13 protein-coding genes are annotated in these 18613 nt (G+C 52.6%); 5 read left to right on the forward strand and 8 right to left on the reverse strand.

Annotated features, from left to right (window positions below; genetic code table 11):
* Nucleotides 1–4: 4 nt before the first annotated feature.
* Nucleotides 5–2476: a FapA family protein gene (locus tag F608_RS0103530; RefSeq protein WP_022664233.1), complete on the forward strand. Its 2472-nt coding sequence runs from the start codon at nucleotides 5–7 to the stop codon at nucleotides 2474–2476.
* A 75-nt stretch (nucleotides 2477–2551) separates the two neighbouring features.
* Here F608_RS0103530 and F608_RS0103535 read toward each other — a convergent pair whose 3' ends face one another.
* A complete protein-coding gene (locus F608_RS0103535; RefSeq protein ID WP_022664234.1) occupies nucleotides 2552–2758 on the reverse strand; it encodes a hypothetical protein in 207 nt (68 codons plus the stop codon).
* Nucleotides 2759–2988: 230 nt separating this feature from the next.
* On the opposite strand from F608_RS0103535, the gene F608_RS0103540 reads away from it, so the two are divergent.
* The 4 genes from F608_RS0103540 (at nucleotide 2989) to F608_RS34345 (ending at nucleotide 8206) form a co-directional block, all read left to right on the forward strand.
* Nucleotides 2989–3309, forward strand: a complete 321-nt coding sequence (locus F608_RS0103540) for a DUF2914 domain-containing protein (protein ID WP_022664236.1) — start codon at nucleotides 2989–2991, stop codon at nucleotides 3307–3309.
* 7 nt (nucleotides 3310–3316) lie between these two features.
* Nucleotides 3317–4744: a diadenylate cyclase CdaA gene (gene cdaA / locus F608_RS0103545; protein ID WP_033398213.1), complete on the forward strand. Its 1428-nt coding sequence runs from the start codon at nucleotides 3317–3319 to the stop codon at nucleotides 4742–4744.
* A gap of 521 nt (nucleotides 4745–5265) precedes the next feature.
* On the forward strand, nucleotides 5266–6231 hold the full coding sequence (locus F608_RS0103560) for an ABC transporter substrate-binding protein (protein WP_022664240.1): 966 nt from the start codon (nucleotides 5266–5268) through the stop codon (nucleotides 6229–6231).
* Between the two features lie 19 nt (nucleotides 6232–6250).
* Nucleotides 6251–8206: a methyl-accepting chemotaxis protein gene (locus F608_RS34345; protein WP_022664241.1), complete on the forward strand. Its 1956-nt coding sequence runs from the start codon at nucleotides 6251–6253 to the stop codon at nucleotides 8204–8206.
* Nucleotides 8207–8330: 124 nt separating this feature from the next.
* Here F608_RS34345 and nfsA read toward each other — a convergent pair whose 3' ends face one another.
* The 7 genes from nfsA to recD2 all read right to left on the reverse strand — a co-directional run bounded on the left by nfsA (nucleotide 8331) and on the right by recD2 (nucleotide 18380).
* Nucleotides 8331–9077: an oxygen-insensitive NADPH nitroreductase gene (gene nfsA / locus F608_RS0103570; RefSeq protein ID WP_027362435.1), complete on the reverse strand. Its 747-nt coding sequence runs from the start codon at nucleotides 9075–9077 to the stop codon at nucleotides 8331–8333.
* Between the two features lie 33 nt (nucleotides 9078–9110).
* Nucleotides 9111–10799, reverse strand: coding sequence for a hybrid sensor histidine kinase/response regulator (locus F608_RS30570; protein ID WP_022664243.1), 1689 nt, complete (start codon nucleotides 10797–10799; stop codon nucleotides 9111–9113).
* A gap of 403 nt (nucleotides 10800–11202) precedes the next feature.
* Nucleotides 11203–12015, reverse strand: a complete 813-nt coding sequence (locus F608_RS0103580) for a hypothetical protein (RefSeq protein ID WP_022664244.1) — start codon at nucleotides 12013–12015, stop codon at nucleotides 11203–11205.
* Nucleotides 12016–12031: 16 nt separating this feature from the next.
* Complete coding sequence (locus F608_RS0103585; protein WP_244154237.1) at nucleotides 12032–13588, reverse strand: BCCT family transporter; 1557 nt, start codon at nucleotides 13586–13588, stop codon at nucleotides 12032–12034.
* Between the two features lie 266 nt (nucleotides 13589–13854).
* Nucleotides 13855–15456, reverse strand: coding sequence for a sigma-54 interaction domain-containing protein (locus F608_RS0103590; protein WP_022664246.1), 1602 nt, complete (start codon nucleotides 15454–15456; stop codon nucleotides 13855–13857).
* Nucleotides 15457–15555: 99 nt separating this feature from the next.
* Nucleotides 15556–15855, reverse strand: coding sequence for a YciI family protein (locus F608_RS0103595; RefSeq protein WP_022664247.1), 300 nt, complete (start codon nucleotides 15853–15855; stop codon nucleotides 15556–15558).
* 11 nt (nucleotides 15856–15866) lie between these two features.
* Nucleotides 15867–18380, reverse strand: coding sequence for an SF1B family DNA helicase RecD2 (gene recD2, locus F608_RS0103600; protein ID WP_022664248.1), 2514 nt, complete (start codon nucleotides 18378–18380; stop codon nucleotides 15867–15869).
* Nucleotides 18381–18613: the final 233 nt, after the last annotated feature.

Genomic DNA, 18613 nt, shown 5'->3' on the forward strand with positions numbered 1-18613 from the left:
TATTATGGCAAAGGACCCTATCAACATCGAACCGGGATATAAAGAACACAAAATTCTTGTTATCGACTCCGGGGACACCCTTAAACAAAAGATTAAATATCTGTGTGATCGGGGATATCGGGTCGATTGCGTCCATGAACCATCCCAGGCCTTTGAAAAACTTATCAAGTCCAAACAAACACCGTATTCCCTGATCATCGCCGTTTATATGCACCATCGGATGAAAGGGGATAAAACCCTTGAAAAGGCAAAAGAGATCGCCCCGGATACACAAAGAATCCTGATCGCCGGCCAATCGGATTTCCAGCTTTTTGTCCATGCCATTAACTCGGCGGACATTCATGCCTGCATGCCCCTGCCCTTTACCGATGAAGAACTCTTCTACCAAGTGAAGCTGAGATGCAGTCATTATGAAACCATCCGAAAATTGCAAAAATTACAGACAACCACCCAGCGTCAAAATGACCAGCTTCACCAGATCGCGGAGAGCTTTAAAAAAAAAGAGACCCTTTATTCAGCCCAATCAGATAAGCAGGAAAAAGAAATCAGGATATTAGAGTCCCGTTTCAAGTCGGCATTTGGCCTGGCTGCTTTTGATGAAAACATCGGCTTAAAAGATATTTTGCATAAAAAGAACGTCCATTTTAATCCCATGGGTTTTGACAAGGCCTTTTTGGACATCAAAGAACAGATAAACCAGGTTCTTAAAATCATCTTAACCAAACATGGTTTTTCCCTGCCTTCTCTCCCATGGGAAACCCTCCTTGCCGACGCACCCGATACCCGTGAGTATCAGCCCCTCCCCGGGCAGGCTCTCGCCCTTTTTTTAAAACTCATCGATTACAAAGAAGTTCAGAGTACTAAAATTTATGAAGACGTAAGATTACGCGATTTCAGTAAATATTTCAGCCTTCGGCTTTCAGACGACAAAATCAAGGCCCATATTAGCTTGGAATCGGATGCACCGGATACTCTGGCTCTTTTCCATGTCAAACGGTTTCTTGAAATCCATAGAATAATCTTCGGGGTAAAACCCGATCATCTGATTGAGGCCTGGCTATACGATGAGGACCGGAAAAAGGAGCCCTTTCTCATTGCCCACGGCAATGAGCCCAGGCCGCCCAAAAATGCCAGGATCGACTATTATTTCCCCATTGATTTTCTCCATGCCGGAAAAATAAACCCGGACGGCAGTATCGATTTCAGGGACAGGGGAGACACCCCCCATGTCGGAGAGGATGAACTGCTGGCGTCGAAAGTATATCCGGAAGAAGGAAGGGTCGGCATAAGCGTGGGAGGTGAAAAAATCCCCGTTGAAGAACCGGTTGACTGGGGGTTTTCATCCGGTGCCGGGACCCGGATTTCCGACGAGGGAGACAAGATTTATTCCTTGATCAGCGGACAGCCCCATCTGGATCCCATGGGTATTGTTTCGGTCTGCACCGAATATCAAATTCAAGGGGACATCGGATTTGAGACCGGAAACATAGAATTTGACGGAAACGTGGTTATCACCGGATCGGTCAAACAGGGCTTTAAGGTCAAATGCACCTCATTGACGGCCAAGGAAATCTCCGGGGGTGAAATCGATGTATCCGGGGATCTGAACGTTTCCATGGGCATTATTGATACCAGACTCGTAAACGTAAGGGGAAGCGTTCAGGCCAAATTCATCCGCAATTCAAAGATCTACGCCTTTGGAGACGTGATTGTACAAAAGGAAATTATTGATTCTGAAATCTATTTGAGCGGAGCCTGTGTTAACGAAAAAGGCCTGATTTTAAATTCCAGGATCTCTGCCAAAATGGGGATCCGGGGAGGAACCATCGGGAACAAATCCTCCCAGCCGTCAATCCTCACCGTTGGTGTGGATGAGCATACCAATCTTCTCGTGGAAAAAATTGAATCCAGGCTGGCTCTGGCCAAGGAAAAGATCAGGCAGTTGACCGATGAGATTTTGCAGCTGGAAAATGAAAATCAGGAGCTTCATGCACTTATTTCGAAAAACGCCCATATCCAGGACCGGTCCCAGCTTGAGATCATCGATCTCGAAGAAAAGAAAAAGGGCTTGAAAATCCGGGAAAACCGGTCTGCTTCCAAGGAAGTCACAGATCAGATTCAGGAATTATCCCAAAAGGCAAAAAAAGCAGAAGATAAAATAGACCTGGGATTTGAGCGCCAGGATGAAATCTCTTTAATCGTCTCCGAGAAACAGGTCTCCGTTGAAGAGATGGAGAGCCTGAATAAAAATCTCATGGAAGATAAGAAAAGATTGTTGGAAAGATCCTCTATAAAGGAACCTCTGCCGGAGGTTACGGTTTCAAGGCACATGGAATCCCGAACCAGAATTTTTACGGGGAAGACCTCTAAAACACTTTCCCAATCTCTTTCCAGATGCCGGATCAGAGAGATATCCAGATCTTTTGACAGAGGCAAAGGTCCCTCTTTTTATGAAATCAACATAGAAAACTGGTGACCGGAATCGAATCAATCCCAATGGAACCGAAACCCAGGTTCTCCGGCACCCCATATTCAATCCATACCCGTCTGCTTATTTCTCCTGGTCCCTGCCTTCGTCCTCCCCTTCGTTACAGGCATCCAGAACCGCCCGGCTGAAGTCATCCGGATCCTTTGACCGGGTGTCCACGAACATGGCAAATGCATCGGGATAGAGTTCTTTCATGGTTTTGCCCTTTTTTTCTTTTCTTCTGAAATCCACCGGAACCACATTGTCCGGGAACTTTTTTCTTTTAGACATGGCTTATTCCTTTTTCCCTGTTGGGTAGGGGCCTGATCTCCAATAATATCTGCATGAACAGGGAAAAAGCAAGCAGAGGCCCGGGTTTTTCCCTTGAAAATAAAAGCCGAGCCGCTATACTGGTCCCCATGAAAACGTTCACTTCAGCCGGATGGGCAAAGATCTTCATATTATGCGCGGGACTGGCGTTTGGGTCTTCCCGGGCCTGGGCCCAGCAGCAGGAGCCCAAAATGGAACTGGTCCGGGCCGTGATCTGTGAATCCATTGAAAATTTTCAGCCGGTTCATCCGGCTGTGGTCTTTTCCATATCCCAGGGAGAGGTGTTCTGCTTTTCGGAATTTGATCCGGTCCGTGAAAAAACCAATATCTTTCATAAATGGTTTAAACGGGACAAACTCATCTTTACCATGCGCCTGACCCTTTCCCCTCCCAAATGGTCCTCCTTTTCCAGGATACAGATCCGGGATGCGGATAAGGGTCCCTGGCGGGTGGAGATCCGGGACGAGGACGACAGGATATTGAAAACCCTGAGATTCGGCATGGCGGACTGATATGGCCATGGACCAGCTACTCACCTCCCTTCCCGGATTCCGCTGGCAGGATGCCTTTGATATCCTGTTGAACGCCTATATTCTGTTCAGGCTCTATGTGCTTTTCCGGGGAACCCATGTGTTCCGCGTACTCCTGGGCGTCTTTGTTCTCTGGGTCCTCAGCCGCAGTGCCCAGTCCATGGGGCTGGTCATCACCAACTGGGCCATGCAGGGGGTGATTACAGCCGCCTTTTTCATCATCATCATTGTCTTCAGAAATGAAATTTCCAGTGTGGTCCAGACCCGGGACATGAAATCTTTTTTATGGGGAATTCCCAGGCACCAGTTAAACACCCCCCTGGGCATGATCGTGGAAAGCGTCAATGAACTGGCTGAAAAAAAGATCGGGGCTTTGATCGTACTGCCCCTGAAACAGGGCCTGGAAAGCATTGTACAGGGGGGAATCTCCGTGAATGCCGCCCTGTCCCGGGAAATGCTGGTGAGCATTTTCTGGCCGGACAATCCCCTCCACGACGGTGCCGCCATTATCCAGGGGAACCGGATTACCCGGTCCGGGGTGATCCTTCCCCTTTCCCAGGAAAAGGATCTTTCCTCTTTCTTTGGAACCCGGCACCGGGCCGCCCTGGGCCTGAGCCAGCTCACCGATGCCCTGGTGATCGTTGTTTCAGAAGAACGGGGAAAGGTCTCCCTGGCCAAAGAGGGTGAAATCCACACCATTAATAAAAACGCAGATCTTGAAAAGGTTCTTCAGGAGCATGCCGGCGGGGACACGGGGAAAAAAGGGCTCCGCCACCAGACTCTGGAACTGATACTGGCGGCTGCTATCTGCCTCTCCTCCACCACGGGGCTCTGGTTCAGTTTTTCCAAAGGCATGGAAACCCTGGCCACCCACGAGGTGCCCATAGAGTTCATGAATCCTTACCCGGAAATGGACATCACTGCCGTATCGGTTTCCAATGTCAAGCTTCTGATCAGCGGGGCCAGGCCCCTGATCAATTCACTGAAGACGGAACAGATCAATGTCAAGCTCAGCCTGGCGGACGCTAAAATCGGCACAAACACCCTGTTTGTCTCCCAGGGAAACATCACCCTCCCCCCCGGGATTCAGCTGAAAAAAATCGACCCTCCCAAAGTGGATGTCACCCTGGATGCCCTCATGGAAAAAGAACTGCCGATCCAGCCCCAATGGACCGGAAAACTGCCGGAGGGGCTCATCATGAGGGAAACCCGGACGATTCCGCCCAGGGTAAAAGTCATCGGAAGGGAACTGGCCTTGAATGACATGGCCACGGTTTTCACGGAAAAAATTCCCCTGGACAACCTGGCTGAAACCGGGACCATCTCCGTAACCCTGATGTCAGATCCGGCCGTGTTCAAGACCGAAAAGAAAGACAAGATCCTGGTTCAATATTTTATTTCAAAAAAAGAGCCCTGAACCCCGAGTGGATTGATTTTCAGGCCAAAAAGCCTGGATTTCCTCCCATGAAGATCGCTTTTTCCGGACGCCCCCTGGGGTTGGGCGATTCCTTTTTCAAACAAAGGCCCAGGCAATCCTCCCGGGAACCCTCGCCCACTTAAAGCCGCCAGGCCTGTCATCGTCGCACGATCTTGATAATTTTAAGAACAAATCAATTCTTTCACCCGGGTAAAACTCAAGACGAAATTCATTACAACCCGCCATGATCATCCGGGTCATATATCTGGTAAAAAACCCAGACCATTTATTAAAACTTGCTTTCCACGACCCTGCCGCAAAAAAAAGTGAGGGATTCTATAAACAGAAAATATGGGAACTTATTGAAATAAATTTAGTTTTTTTATTGCATAGTGCTTTACTCTTTGATAAAATCGATTAGGAATTATTGCGAAATGAATAGTTCATTTCGATATGGCCAGACTCGAACCTGACCGGATGCTGTACGTTGACTGATTTTGAAATTGAAGGAGATTCTGAACATGAAAAAAGCAATTCTTATTATAGCGGGACTTTTCCTGATTACCCTTGTTTCACCGATATCCTGGGCAGCAGACCTGGGTGGTAAAAAAATCCTGTTTGTTGACTCTTATCATGAAGGATATGCATGGAGCGACGGTATTACCCAGGGGATTAAGGATGTGGTTTCCTCAACCGGGGCCAATCTGAAAATCTTCAGAATGGATACGAAAAGAAACGGAAGCGACGAATTCAAGACCCAGGCGGCATTAAAGGCAAAAGCCCTCATCGAAGAGTTCAAGCCGGATGTGGTCATTGCAGCCGATGACAATGCCTCCAAATTCCTTATCATGCCTTTCTATAAGAACGCGGACCTCCCCGTTGTTTTCTGCGGGGTCAACTGGGATGGAGGCGTTTACGGCTATCCCTATAAAAACGCAACCGGAATGGTTGAAGTCACCCCCATGCCCCAGTTGATTGAACAGCTAAAACCCTTTGCCGAAGGAGAGAAAATCGGCTTCCTTGGACCGGATATGCTCACCTCGAGAAAAGAGGTGGACAATCTTAAGAAAACGTTTGGATTACAGGTGGCCACCTATTTTGCAAAGGATTTTGAAGACTGGAAAAAGGGCTTCAAGCAGATGCAGGAACAGGCGGACATCGTATACCTCGACACCGACGGCGGACTTTACAAAGACCATGCCGATGAAATGAAATCCTTTGTTGAATCCAATACCATTAAACCCACCGGCGCATCCTATGACTTCATGGCTCCCTACGCCCTGATCACCTTTGCCAAGATTGCCCGGGAGCAGGGACAATGGGCAGGCGATGCCGCAGTGAAGATTCTTTCCGGCACCCCGGCCTCCACTATCCCCATTGCCCAGAACAAAGAGGGCGAGCTTATTATCAACGCAAGAATCGCCGGCGCACTGGACCTGGAAATTCCCTTTGAGATCCTGGAATCTGCAGGAAAAATAATCGAGTAGCCGGGGGAAAAATGGAATCATGAAATTATCCATAAAAAACAAGTTTATCATTCCCACCCTGATTATCGTCATCCTGGGGATGGGGCTGACCGTGATGGCAGCCTATTTCAAGGCAAAAGCAGCGCTTCAGGACTCGATCACCAGCCAGGTGGGCCAGTTTGCAGGCTCTGCGGCTAGCTCCCTTGACACATGGCTTACGGACCGGACCTTTGACATTCAGAACTGGAGCAAGCAGAAGATCTTTGTCTCCTCCCTGAAAAAAGGTTTTGTCGGCAAAGCAGCCCGAAACTCGGCCAATGCCATGCTGGAGGAACTGAAAAAGGACTATCAGCACTACGATGATATCTGCCTTGCAGACAGTTCGGGAAAGATCGTGGCCGCCTCCAATCCGGATCTGGTGGACAAGCTGGACATCTCCGGATGGAAAAGCTTCCAGGAGTCGCTGAGAGGAAGCCAGAGCGTGTCGGAGGTGATGAAAAATCCCGAAACCGGGGTTCCTTTTTTCGTCATATCCTCCCCTGTAAAAAAGAAGGACATTGTTTCAGGCGTTTTGATCGGCCTGTTTGACATCAGTAATTATGCCCAAAAATTCATTGCTCCCGTCAAAGTGGGCCAGGAAGGGTACTCCTTTCTGATAGACAAAAGGGGCATGACCATCTTCCACCCGGTGAAGTCGAACATACTGACCCTGGATCTTGGAAAAACAGAGTTCGGCAAGCAGATGATGACCCAAAAAAACGGACAACTCATGTACCGGTTTGAGGGAGAGGACAAGATGGTGGCCTTCCGGACAAACGAAAGGCTGGGCTGGACCATTGTCGTGGCTGCGCTGAACTCGGAGATCATGGCCCCGGTGAAAAGCCTGGGCCGGACCAGCCTGATCATCTCCGCCGTGGTGGTTGTGGTTGCGGCAGTGATTATTTTTATCATCGCCGGATTCATCTCCCGGCTGATCACCCTTGTTGTTGAAGGGCTCAAAGACGCGGCCCAGGGAGAGGGAGACCTGACCAAGCGGCTCGATATTAAAAGCCAAGACGAAGTGGGTCTCCTGGCCAAATGGTTCAACTCTTTTGTTGAAAAAATCCAGGGAATTATTTCCGATATTGCCGGGTGTTCCGAAAGGCTTGGGACCTCTTCCGGCGGACTTCTGGATATCTCCCGGAAAATGGCCGAGGAAACAGACAGGATGTCGGAGAAATCCAACTCCGTGGCGGCAGCTGCAGAGGAGATGAGTTCCAATATGTCCTCGGTGGCTGCGGCTGTCGAGCAATCTTCGTCAAATATAAACATGGTCTCCTCGGCTGCCGAGGAGATGACCTCAACCATCAATGAAATTGCCCAGAATACGGGAAAGACAAGGGAAACCAGTGGCCAAACCGTGGCCAGGGCCAAGAAGGCCTCTGAAAACATCATGCTTCTCAATTCCTCGGCCCAGGAAATCAGCCGGGTGATCGAGACCATAAATGATATCTCGGAGCAGACCAACCTTCTCGCCCTGAACGCAACCATTGAGGCGGCCCGGGCCGGAAGCGCCGGCAAGGGATTTGCCGTTGTTGCCGGCGAAATCAAGGAACTGGCCATGCAGACGGCCCGGGCCACACTGGAAATCAAGGGAAAAATTGAGAATATCCAGAGTTCAACGGGTCTGACCGTTTCCGAGATACAGGCCATCAGCAAGGATATCACCAGCGTAAATGAGATGATCGATACCGTTGCCGCAGCCGTGGAGGAGCAGTCTGTTACCACCAGGGAGATTTCGGCCAACGTGACCCAGGCAGCCCAGGGTCTTGGAGAGGTCACCCAGAACGTTACCCAGAGTTCAACCGTGGCCGATGAGATCGCCTCAGCCATTACCGAGGTGAACCAGGCCGCAAAGGAGATGACAAAGAACGGAGCCCAGATCAATACCAGTGCTTCAGGACTCAACAAACTGGCAGAGGAACTGAATCAGACAGTGGGCCAGTTTGTCTATTAACCCCGGGAAGAGGATTGGATTTTTTCCCTAAAGAAAAAAATCCGGGAACAGATACCCAGGGAAATTTAAACCCAAAAAGCCTCCGGCCATGCCGGAGGCTTTTTATTTGTGGAGCACCGGTCCCTTATTTAAGAAAAAATCCCCTCTCTTCCAGAAAGGATTTCATGTGGGGACGGATGACCCGGCTCATGAAATCGGCCATCTGACCCTGCCAGGTCTGGTCCTTGATATTGCTGTCCCGGCTCAGATAGTACTCCCGCATGGTCCGGTCGTACCGGGCAAGATCTTTTTCAACCCGGCTCTCTCCGGAGCCGTAAAACCGGTCCTCCCTGAGCACAAGGTCAAGGGGCAGCCGGGGTTTGATGTCGGGTTGGTGATCCGGGTATCCCAGGCACATCCCGAAAACCGGATAGGCAAGCCGGGGAATTTCCAAAAGCTCACAGATCCTGGCCGGATCATTCCGGATGCCCCCGATAAATACTCCGCCGAGCCCCTGGGATTCCGCGGCAATCATGAGGTTCTGGGCCAGGATAGCCGTATCCACGGTGGCCACGATGAACTGTTCTGCCCAGGCGGTTTCCGGTTCAAGGCCTTGGCCCAGACAGACGGATTCCAGCCGGGTCAGGTCGGCACAGAAAATCAGAAAAACAGGGGCCTGCTCCACCCAGGGCTGGGGACCGGCCAGATCTGCAATCTGCTTTCTTGTTTCCCCGTCCTTCACCCTGATAACGACATAGGCCTGGACATGGTGGGAAGTTGCGGCGCACTGGGCGGTTTTAACCAGTTCCCGGAACAGGGATTCTTCAACGGGCCTGTCCTTGAACTTACGGACAGACCTGTGGGATGACTGCAGATTCAATATCGAATTCATGGGGATTCCTTCTGATTTTCCATAATGGTCCATTCAACTTCCGCGGCCATGGGCGAAACCTCCCTCTTCCGGATTCAAGCCCTGGTCCAGCACCTGGCGGACCGATTGGATAATGGTACGGCCGCTGGCCGGTTTGGGAAGGTATTTCCTTATCCCCAGGGCCAGGGCCTGGTCTTCGGATACAAGGTCGCTGTAACCGGTACAGAGGATGATGGGCATGCTCTTCCGGATCTCCAGGATTTTTTTGGAAAGATCCACCCCGGTCATCCCGGGCATGGTCATGTCGGTAATGATCAGGTCAAAGGATCTAGGATCTTTTTCAAAAGCCTCCAGGGCCTGATCTCCTGCCTCAAATGTGAAGACCCGGTATCCGAAATCCTCCAGAAGCTCCCGGCAGGAATCCAGGATGGCGGTTTCATCATCCACAATCATGATCTGTTCGGTCCCGCCGGCCAGGATATCGGTTTGTATTGAATCCTCTCCCTCCGGGTCCGGCTCCATGATGGGGAAAAAAACCTTAAAGATTGAGCCCTTTCCCGGGTTGCTTTTTACCCGGATATATCCCTGGTGCTCTTCAATGATGCCGAACACCGTTGACAGGCCCAGACCGGTTCCTTCGCCGACCTCCTTGGTGGTGAAATAGGGATCAAATATCTTTTCAAGGGTTTTCCGGTCCATGCCGACGCCGGTATCGCCGACCTCAAGCACAAGGTATTTCCCGGACGGGATTCCCGGGTATGCCAGGGGAGTTTCCGGGGAAACCTGCACCTCGTTCAATCCGACCTTTAACTCCCCTCCGGTGTCACGCATGGCCTGGTAGGCATTGGTACAAAGGTTCATGATCACCTGGTGAATCTGGGTTGGATCTGCCAGGACTTCGGCCTTTGACACGACTTCCTGTTTGATTTCAATGGTGGCCGGGATAGTGGATCGAAGGAGCTTAAGGGATTCCTTGACCACCACAAACAGCTTTAGGCCGCGCTTTTCATATTCGGTCTGTCGGCTGTAGGTGAGAATCTGATGGACCAGCCCTGCCGCTCTCTGGGCACCTTTGACGATCTGGGCCAGATTTGCCTTGGCCTTTTCCGGCTGGTCAAGGTTCAGATCTGCCAGATGGGCATACCCGAAAATTCCGGAAAGGATATTATTAAAATCATGGGCGATTCCCCCGGCAAGGGTTCCGATGGCTTCCAGTTTCTGGGTCTGGATCAGGCGCTGCTCCAGTCGGCCCCTTTCCTCTTCCGCCATCTTATAATCCGTGATATCCATGAAGGTGATGATGACCTCTAATATTTCGCCCCGGTCATCAAATACCGGATTTCCGCTCGCCACAAACCACATGGTGCCGGTTCTGTCCGGGCGGGACACCCCAATTGTAAAGTCTTTGAGCGGTTGCCGGGTCTCAATTACCTGGTTGGCCGGATAAAGTTCAACCGGGAGGATTTCACCCTCTTCGTCCAGAAATCTCCAATGGGGATCAGAAGAGACTTTCCCCAGCAACTGGTCCTCGGTCAGCCCTAATACTTCCTGGACCTTGGGGTTACTGGCGATGACCCGGGTGTCTGTATCGTGAACGACAACGGCAGCCTGAATATTCCGGAGAAGTGTCCTGTACCGGCTTTCGTTTTCCTTTGGCGCGGTTGGGGTGTCAGGTTCTGCTTCTACCGGTTCTGGGCCCTGAAGATCTTTTTCCAATTTCCGGCGGTGAGGTTGTTCAGACATGTTCCTAGCCTTTTTACGGTTCGCAGTTAAGCTAAACTTAAAGCACGATTCCTACTGAAATGCATATGCGAAAAAATAGTACAATATTTCCCTGGCGAAAACAATTCAAATCTGGGAATAAAAGGGCTTTTTGAGCGACGAAATATAAATCCGCACACCCCGGCCGGGAACAGATCGCAAACCCGGCCGAAACTTTTATTTGGCCCGGGCATTTCGTGGGGAGTTAAGATCGGCAGATTTATCGTATATAATTACAACATCTTGGACGGAACATGAACCCGATTGACAGGTCGTGAAATATCCAAACCCGTGCCCTCCCTGTAAAAGAGATGCCGCTTCCCGGGCAGACCCTGACCGGAGAACGGCATCTGTTGAAGTTTTAATTTATTCTTAGATATCCGGTTCAGGTCCTGCCCACGGGGCAGGCGAGCTCGCAGTTTCTGCAGTACCGGATAATTTTAACGGGGGCATCAAACCCATCTGCCTTTTCCTCTTTTGCAGAGTCGATATTTTTTTGCATCTGCCGGCCGCAGACCGGGCGGGCGTAAGTACCGTCCCTTCCCGGCAGGATGGACTGACCATAAGCTTCCGGTGTATAAAGGGTCTCTTCATAGGCCTTCCTGGGACAGGCCCTCCGGCAGAGGTCATCGCAGATCCTGCAGGGGTCAAAGCCCATGGGCCCGGTGGAGGGCATGGGCACATCCAGGGCCATGGCCCTGAGCCGGACCCTGGGCCCGTACCGGGGCGTGATCAGCAGATTGTTCCGGCCGATACATCCTAAACCCGCCAGAACCGCTGCATCTTTCAGATAAATTCCCCCTTTTTCAATATGGTAGGGGAAGTGAAATACGTTAATCTCCAGGGTCTCCAGGGTCCACCGGCACAGCTCTCTGATTATCCCCATGAGAAGTTTATTGCCCGGGGGGGATATCCGGCCGAACCACCAGTCCATCTCCGGCTTTTCCTTTGGATGCTCCAGGCCAATAACAAGAACGGATCTGGCGTTTTCCGGCCATTGCACCCGGCCGGGTCCCATGCCGGTGGTGTTGTCCCGGGTACCGACCCCCTCGTCCACACCGGGCAGCTGAGGGGCCAGGGTAAAGCCGGGAGCCGATCGAAGATCCTCGACACCGGCAAATCCTGCCAGGGAGGCTCCCAGCTCTCCGGCTTTTTCAAGGATGGCGGACGAGGCCGACAGAAGTTTACGGTTTGACATACTCAATTCCCCTGCCTTATTTTACTTTTTCTTTTTTCAGCAGCACCAGCATGGAGGCAACCATGCCCAGCATGACAAAGGCAAAGGGAAGTGCCGCAACGATTGAGGCGGTCTGCAAAGCTTTGAGCCCCCCGGTGATCAGCAGGACAACGGTGATGGATCCGATAAGTCCACCGAAGATCAGCTTTATCGGGGTGGAAGGTTCCAGTTCGCCGCCGGAGATGATCATGGCCACGAAAAAGGAGGCGGAATCTGCCGAGGTCACCAGAAAGATGATCAGGTTGAAGAAGACTACAAAAGAAACCAGACTGCCCAGGGGATACTGGGTCAGCAGGGTGAAGATACCGGAACCGGCATCGGCGGAAATGGCCTTGTACATCTCAAGGATGCCGTGCATTTCCGCGTACAGAGCCGAACCGCCGATCACATTGAACCAGACAATGGTGATTACCAGGGGAACCAGGATCGTGCCGAAGACAAATTCAGCGATTGTCCTGCCCCGGGAAATCCGGGCCACAAAACCGCCCACAAAGGGCCCCCAGGCGATCCACCAGCACCAGTAGAATATGGTCCACCATCCCATCCATTTCCCGTCACTGGCCTGGGCCATGGGATCCGTCCAGAAGGACATGAAGACAATATTAGACAGATAGGCGCCCACGGAATCCACCATGAGATTCAGTAAAAACCTTGTGGGACCGGCAAAGAGAAAGAAGAGCAGGACACCAAATGCCAGGATCATGTTGATATTGCTTAAAATTTTAATACCTTTGTTCAGCCCGGACACCGCGGAAAGGGTGTATCCGGCGATGAGGAAGAGCATGACCACCACCAGTCCCGGGGTTCCGAGCTGGGCGCCGAACACGTGGTTGATGCCGAAGCGGATGGACATGAGTCCCATGCCCAGGGATGTGGAAATACCGGCTATGGTGGCAAATGCCGCCAGAAAATCCACGAGTTTTCCCCAGAGGGAGCCGGTCTTATCCCCGAGGATCCCCACCAGGGAGTTGGCCACGGAAAGGGGCATTTTCAACCGGTAGGTGGTGTAGGCAATGGCCAGACCGGCCACGGCGTAACAGACCCAGCCGTGGATTCCCCAGTGGAGCAGGCTGATCTGCATGGCCACGGGTGCCGCATCCGGTGTGGCGCCCGTGGCCATATAGGGCGGGGACATGTAATGGTAAAGGGGTTCGGCCACCCCCCAGAAGATGAAGCCGATGCCGATGCCGCAGGAAAAAAGCATGGCAATCCAGGATGAAAAAGAAAATTCCGGTGCCTCACCGTCCTGCCCCAGGGGAATGGCCCCGTATCGGCTCATCCCGGCCCAGGCCAGGAAGATAATAAAAACGGAGACGGTCAGCATGAAAAACCAGCCGAAGTTAAGGGAGATCCAGCTCTGGGAACCGCTCATGGCCTTGGAGAATCCGTCGGGCCAGATAATCCCCCACAGGGTAATGCCGGAGCATAAGATCAGTGTCCCCCAAAACAGACTGACATCGTACTTTCCCAAAAAACCGTTCTGACTGGAACGGGCTGCCGCAAAATCCACGTTGTCTTGAACCAAAGTACTCAATTTTTCTCTCCTTTTCATTAACTCTCTGTTGATCGTTGATGATGCCCTAACCATTCCCTGATCATAGAGCAATATGCATACCGGGAAACGCCCCTGTAGGATAAAACCCCAAGGCGCAGCTGCAAACATTGTTCAGACAGGGAAGCGACAGAAATCAGAAAAGGGAAAAGGAAAACAAAAACAGATAAAAAAGAGAGGGATTTTGTAAAAATAATTTTGCATGCAAAATTATTTTTACATTTTCGCAAAGAAAATTGCCTTGGGTCCTAGGAGGATCTTCTCATTTTAATGAGATTCAATTCAGCCCGCAGACCCAGTTTTTTGATCTTATACCCCAGAAGCTGCCGGGACATACCCAACAGCCGGGCGGCCATGGCAATATTGCCCATGCTGGTTTCCAGGGCCTTAAGAATACTGTTTTTTTCAAGTTCGATCCGGGTCTGCACCAGGCTGGTGAATGGTGGTGAAGAAGGCAGGCTCCTGCCAAAGGAAGAATCCGCCCCCCATTGGTCTGCCCTTTCCTTTTGGGATGGCCTCCGGAGCGGGGGGATGGAACCTGCCATGGGAAATTGGATATCCCCATGGGACAAAGCCCGGTCAGGTGCGGAAGAATCCCGAGTCTTCTGGGAAGAAGAGGCTTGGGTAATCCCCAGAAGGTTGGCAAGATAACAATGTTCCAGCTTGAGAAGGGTTTCTTCGGGTCCGGCCACATTCACGGCACTTTCAATGACGTGCTCAAGTTCCCTGACATTGCCGGGCCAGGAATATTTCCAGAAAAAATCAATCACCTCCGGCGAGATATTGCTGATCTTCCGGCCCAGGATCCCATTGTACCTCTGGAGAAAATGGCGGCCCAGTTCCTCAACGTCCAGAATGCGTTCCCTCAGGGCCGGAATCTTGATATAGATAACCCCCAGGCGGTAGAACAGGTCCATCCGGAACTCACCGGACCGGACCAGTTCCCGGGGGGAGCGGTTCAGGGAGCTGATGATCTTTACATCCAGACAGATGGTTTCCAGGGATCCCACCCTTCTCAGCTTTCTCTCCTGGAGGACCCTGAGCAGTTTTCCCTGGAGGGGCAGGGGCATGGAGTTGATCTCATCGAGAAAAATAGTGCCGCCATTGGCCTGCTCAAAGAGCCCGGCCCGGTCAACCGCCCCGGTATAGGCCCCCTTTGAGGTGCCGAACAAGAGGCCCTCAATGAGGTTCTCCGGGATGGCCGCGCAGTTGATATCCACATACTGGCCCTGCTTTGAATAGTAAAAATTGTGAATGGCCTGGGCAAACAACTCCTTTCCGGTTCCGGTCTCACCGTAGAGCATGACCGGAGAAGGGGAATTTCCGGCCATCCTGGCGGTCTTCACCGCATCCACGAACCCGGGATCCGAGCCGATGATGTTGGAAAAGGTGTACTGGGTGCCCTGGGCAAATTCCTCGTTGTTCTTGGGAGAGAGAAAGGAAAGGATGGTCCGTTCCAGGATATTGTAATCCTTGACAAAACAGATGGATCCCATGATCTTCTTTCCCTTGAACAAGGGGAAGACACTGTGGATGGTATTGCCCACATTGGTGTGTCTGGACCTGTAGGAAAGGGCATAGTTGATGATGGGCCGGCCGTGCTCCAGCACCCGCATGCAGGTGGAGGAATCGCTGTTGTACGCGTAGACGTCCGTGATCTTTTTTCCCAGCACATCTGCGGGATCCAGTTTGTCAATGGTGGCCTGGACCTTATTGTAAAAGACCATGATCCCCTTGTCATCGGTCATGAGCACACCCTGATCAAAACCGCAGAGAATGTCCATGAAGGGAAGCGCGGAAAAATCAAATCCCGGAAACATGAATTTTTCATTGGAATTATCTGAACCCATGCCCATCCTCCTGTTCTTCTATGGTTTACCCGGCACCTCAGAAACTAATGATTTCTTATTTCCGTTTCCTCTTTTTATAGAATTTTTATGCCCCCTGGCCTACTTGGCCCAGAACGGGGCTGTGGCGGCCCGGGTGATTTCGATTGTATCCCAGACCTTTCCCAGGACATAGGGTTCCCGGTCCAGCCATTCCTGTTCCAGGGCCTGCCTGGACTCAAACTCGCACACGATCATGGAGCCGCACATCTGCTCTTTGTCGTTGAGCATGGCTGCCGCATAAAGCCATTTTCCGGCTTCGTGCATTTCCTTGGCCATGGCCAGATGATCTTCCCTGGCAGCCATTCTCCTGTCCAGGGCCTTTTCGTCGGTTCCGTCGCGTCCGATAACAATAAACTGCATGATTTTCTCCTTCAGGTCTGTGTGATAAGTTCTTTTAAGGCGGTCTGCCGCCTGCTGATATCCTTGTTTGCCACGGCCATGCCCAGGGCCCGGCGGGTCCCCACGAACACGGCCAGTTTTCTGGCCCGGGTGATCCCCGTATAGATCAGGTTCCTGAAGAGCATCTTAAAGTGCTGGGTCAGGATGGGAATGATCACGGCCTCAAATTCGCTGCCCTGGGATTTGTGGATGGTCACGGCATAGGCCAGGTCCAGTTCCATGATATCCGACTGCTGGTAGACCACCTGGCGGCCGTAGGGGAAAAAGGAGACCGTGCAGGTCAGGTCCATGGCGCTGATCTCCGTGATAATGCCGATATCCCCGTTAAACACCCCCAGGTTATAGTTGTTCTTCCGGTGGATGACCCGGTCCCCCTTCCGGAAGATCCGATGGCCCGCCTGGATCTGGGCCTTGCCCTCCCCGGGCGGGTTGGCCGCCTCCTGGATGACCCGGTTCAGGTTTATCGTCCCGAGAGTCCCCCGGGTCATGGGGGAAAGGATCTGAATCTCCCGCTCCCGGCCCCGGTACTTGGGAATCCAGTCCAGATAGAGTTTTTTCACCGCATCCACGGCCGTAAGCCCGTAATGGAGGGATGACCAGGGATGGACCTTTTTGAGAACAGCCTTCAGCTCATCCACCCGGGTTTCAGAAGCCAGGAGCCGGTCCAGATCCACATGGGCGAATTTCCTGGGGATCTGGGCCTCGGTCTCATAGGGAGATCCCGGTTCCCCGACCCGGAACTCAAAGAGTTCCTTGGGGGCCTGGGAAGGCCCGGGGTCATTCCCGGCACTTTTCACCCGGGCCACGAACCGGAGCTGTTCCTGGGTGGCCTCGTCGGAATCGATGAACAGGCAGTCGATTTTCCCTTTCCAGATTTCCGGATCTTCAAACGGGGACTTGATCCAGGGCATCTTGCCCTCATTGATCTCATGGGCGTACTTGATGATCAGGGACTGGGCTGCCTGGCGGAAGATCTTTGTCAGCCTGAAACAGGCCACCTTTCCCGATGAGATCAGATCCTTGAGCACGTTGCCGGCCCCCACGGAAGGCAGCTGGTCATAATCCCCGATAAAGACCGCCTGGCTGTTCAAGGGCACGGCCCGGAGCAGGGAGGCCGTGAGGCTGATGTCGAGCATGGAGCATTCGTCCACCACCAGAAAATCCATGTCCAGGGGGGTCTTCTCGTCTCTCTTGAACCTTGTGCCCTGCCAGCCCAGGAGCCGGTGAATGGTCTTGGCCGGCTTGCCGATGACCTCGCCCATGCGCTGGGCGGCCCGGCCCGTGGGCGCAGCCAGGAGAACCTTGAGCCCCATGGCCTCGATGAGGCGAACCAGGACCCTTGTGGCAGTGGTTTTACCGCAGCCGGGCCCCCCGGTGAGGACGGAGAATCTTTGGCCCACGATTCCCTGGACCGCCTGGGCCTGCTCCGGACTCAGATCCAGGTTTTTTGTCTTGCAGAACAGGGAGACCCATCGCTGTACCCGGAGGAGATCAATGTCCGGTGTAGGACCCATGTCCCGGATCCTCCCGGCCACATAGGCCTCGTCAAAGTAAAGGCTCTTGGCGTAAAAGCAGGCCTGTTCACCGCCCTTCCCCAGGTCCAGAATCCGCTTCATGAGCAGCCGGTCCGTTTCCATGGACTCCAGGATCCCGGCCAGCCCTTCTCCCGGGTCCAGGTCCAGGATTTCCTTCACCTGGGTCCGGATCTGGGAAAGGGTCAGAAAGCAGTGGCCGAAATTCCGGGCCGCCGAGAGCACATGGCGGATTCCCGCCATGATCCGGCCGGGGCTGTCCTTGGCAAATCCGATGCTCAGGGCCACCTTGTCCGCGGAAAAAAAACCGATGCCGTAAAAATCATCGGCCAGGCAGTAAGGATCCCGGGTCACCCGGGCAATGGCCTCATCCCCGTACTCTTTGTAGATCCGAACGGCAAACAGGGTGGAGATCCCGTGGGACTGGAGAAACATCATCACATCCCGAATGGCCCGGTGCTCGGTCCAGGCCGATGAGATCATGGCCAGCTTTTTCCCGGCGATCCCGGCCACCTCGGTGAGACGCTGGATGTCCTGCTCAAACACCTCCAGGGTTTTGCCCTTAAAATGGCGGACGATCTTCTTGGCGGTCTTGGGCCCCACCCCCTTGATCAGGCCGGACCCGAGATACTTTTCCAGGGCCGAGGCCGAGGCCGGTTTTTTTTCCACGGCTTTAAAGGCCTTGAACTGCCTTCCGTATTTGGGATGGACGGTCCAGGTCCCTTCAAAGGCCATGGTGGCCCCGGCAAAGACCTTGGTCTGGTGGACCACCACGGTTGCCCGGCTCCCCCGGACATCCAGAGGAAGGACCCGCAGAATGGACCAGCCCGAGTCCGGATTGTGAAAGGTCACCCGGTCCACCACCCCGGTGAACTGCTCCCGGATCTTTCCGGTTTCTCCCTGGGGATCCCCCTCAGAAGGACCGGCCGGCTGGAATGTCTGATTCTTTTTCATACCTCGGCCACTTTAGCCCAAACCCGGGTTGAGGACAATCTTTTTTGCCATTCCCCTCCCGGGACAAGACAAACTTGACTGCATTCCTCGTTTTTTTTAAAAGTCATTGACCTGTCTACGGCTTCACACCCTGTCATCCTCCATTGCTTAGAAAAATGAACCCGAGGTTGCATCTCCTTCGTTATCAGGACCTCGCGGTAGATGACTAGAGCTTCAGGTGCCTCGGATATGAA

It is taken from the genome of Desulfospira joergensenii DSM 10085 (assembly GCF_000420085.1).
GTDB classification, from domain to species: domain Bacteria; phylum Desulfobacterota; class Desulfobacteria; order Desulfobacterales; family Desulfobacteraceae; genus Desulfospira; species Desulfospira joergensenii.

Excerpts from the sequence above, each read along its gene's own strand:
- F608_RS0103530 (WP_022664233.1), top strand. The coding sequence starts at position 5 with ATGGCAAAGGACCCTATCAACATCGAACCGGGATATAAAGAACACAAA.
- F608_RS0103535 (WP_022664234.1), bottom strand. The coding sequence starts at position 2,758 with ATGTCTAAAAGAAAAAAGTTCCCGGACAATGTGGTTCCGGTGGATTTC.
- F608_RS0103540 (WP_022664236.1), top strand. The coding sequence starts at position 2,989 with ATGGAACTGGTCCGGGCCGTGATCTGTGAATCCATTGAAAATTTTCAG.
- cdaA (WP_033398213.1), top strand. The coding sequence starts at position 3,317 with ATGGACCAGCTACTCACCTCCCTTCCCGGATTCCGCTGGCAGGATGCC.
- F608_RS0103560 (WP_022664240.1), top strand. The coding sequence starts at position 5,266 with ATGAAAAAAGCAATTCTTATTATAGCGGGACTTTTCCTGATTACCCTT.
- F608_RS34345 (WP_022664241.1), top strand. The coding sequence starts at position 6,251 with ATGAAATTATCCATAAAAAACAAGTTTATCATTCCCACCCTGATTATC.
- nfsA (WP_027362435.1), bottom strand. The coding sequence starts at position 9,077 with ATGAATTCGATATTGAATCTGCAGTCATCCCACAGGTCTGTCCGTAAG.
- F608_RS30570 (WP_022664243.1), bottom strand. The coding sequence starts at position 10,799 with ATGTCTGAACAACCTCACCGCCGGAAATTGGAAAAAGATCTTCAGGGC.
- F608_RS0103580 (WP_022664244.1), bottom strand. The coding sequence starts at position 12,015 with ATGTCAAACCGTAAACTTCTGTCGGCCTCGTCCGCCATCCTTGAAAAA.
- F608_RS0103590 (WP_022664246.1), bottom strand. The coding sequence starts at position 15,456 with ATGGGTTCAGATAATTCCAATGAAAAATTCATGTTTCCGGGATTTGAT.
- F608_RS0103595 (WP_022664247.1), bottom strand. The coding sequence starts at position 15,855 with ATGCAGTTTATTGTTATCGGACGCGACGGAACCGACGAAAAGGCCCTG.
- recD2 (WP_022664248.1), bottom strand. The coding sequence starts at position 18,380 with ATGAAAAAGAATCAGACATTCCAGCCGGCCGGTCCTTCTGAGGGGGAT.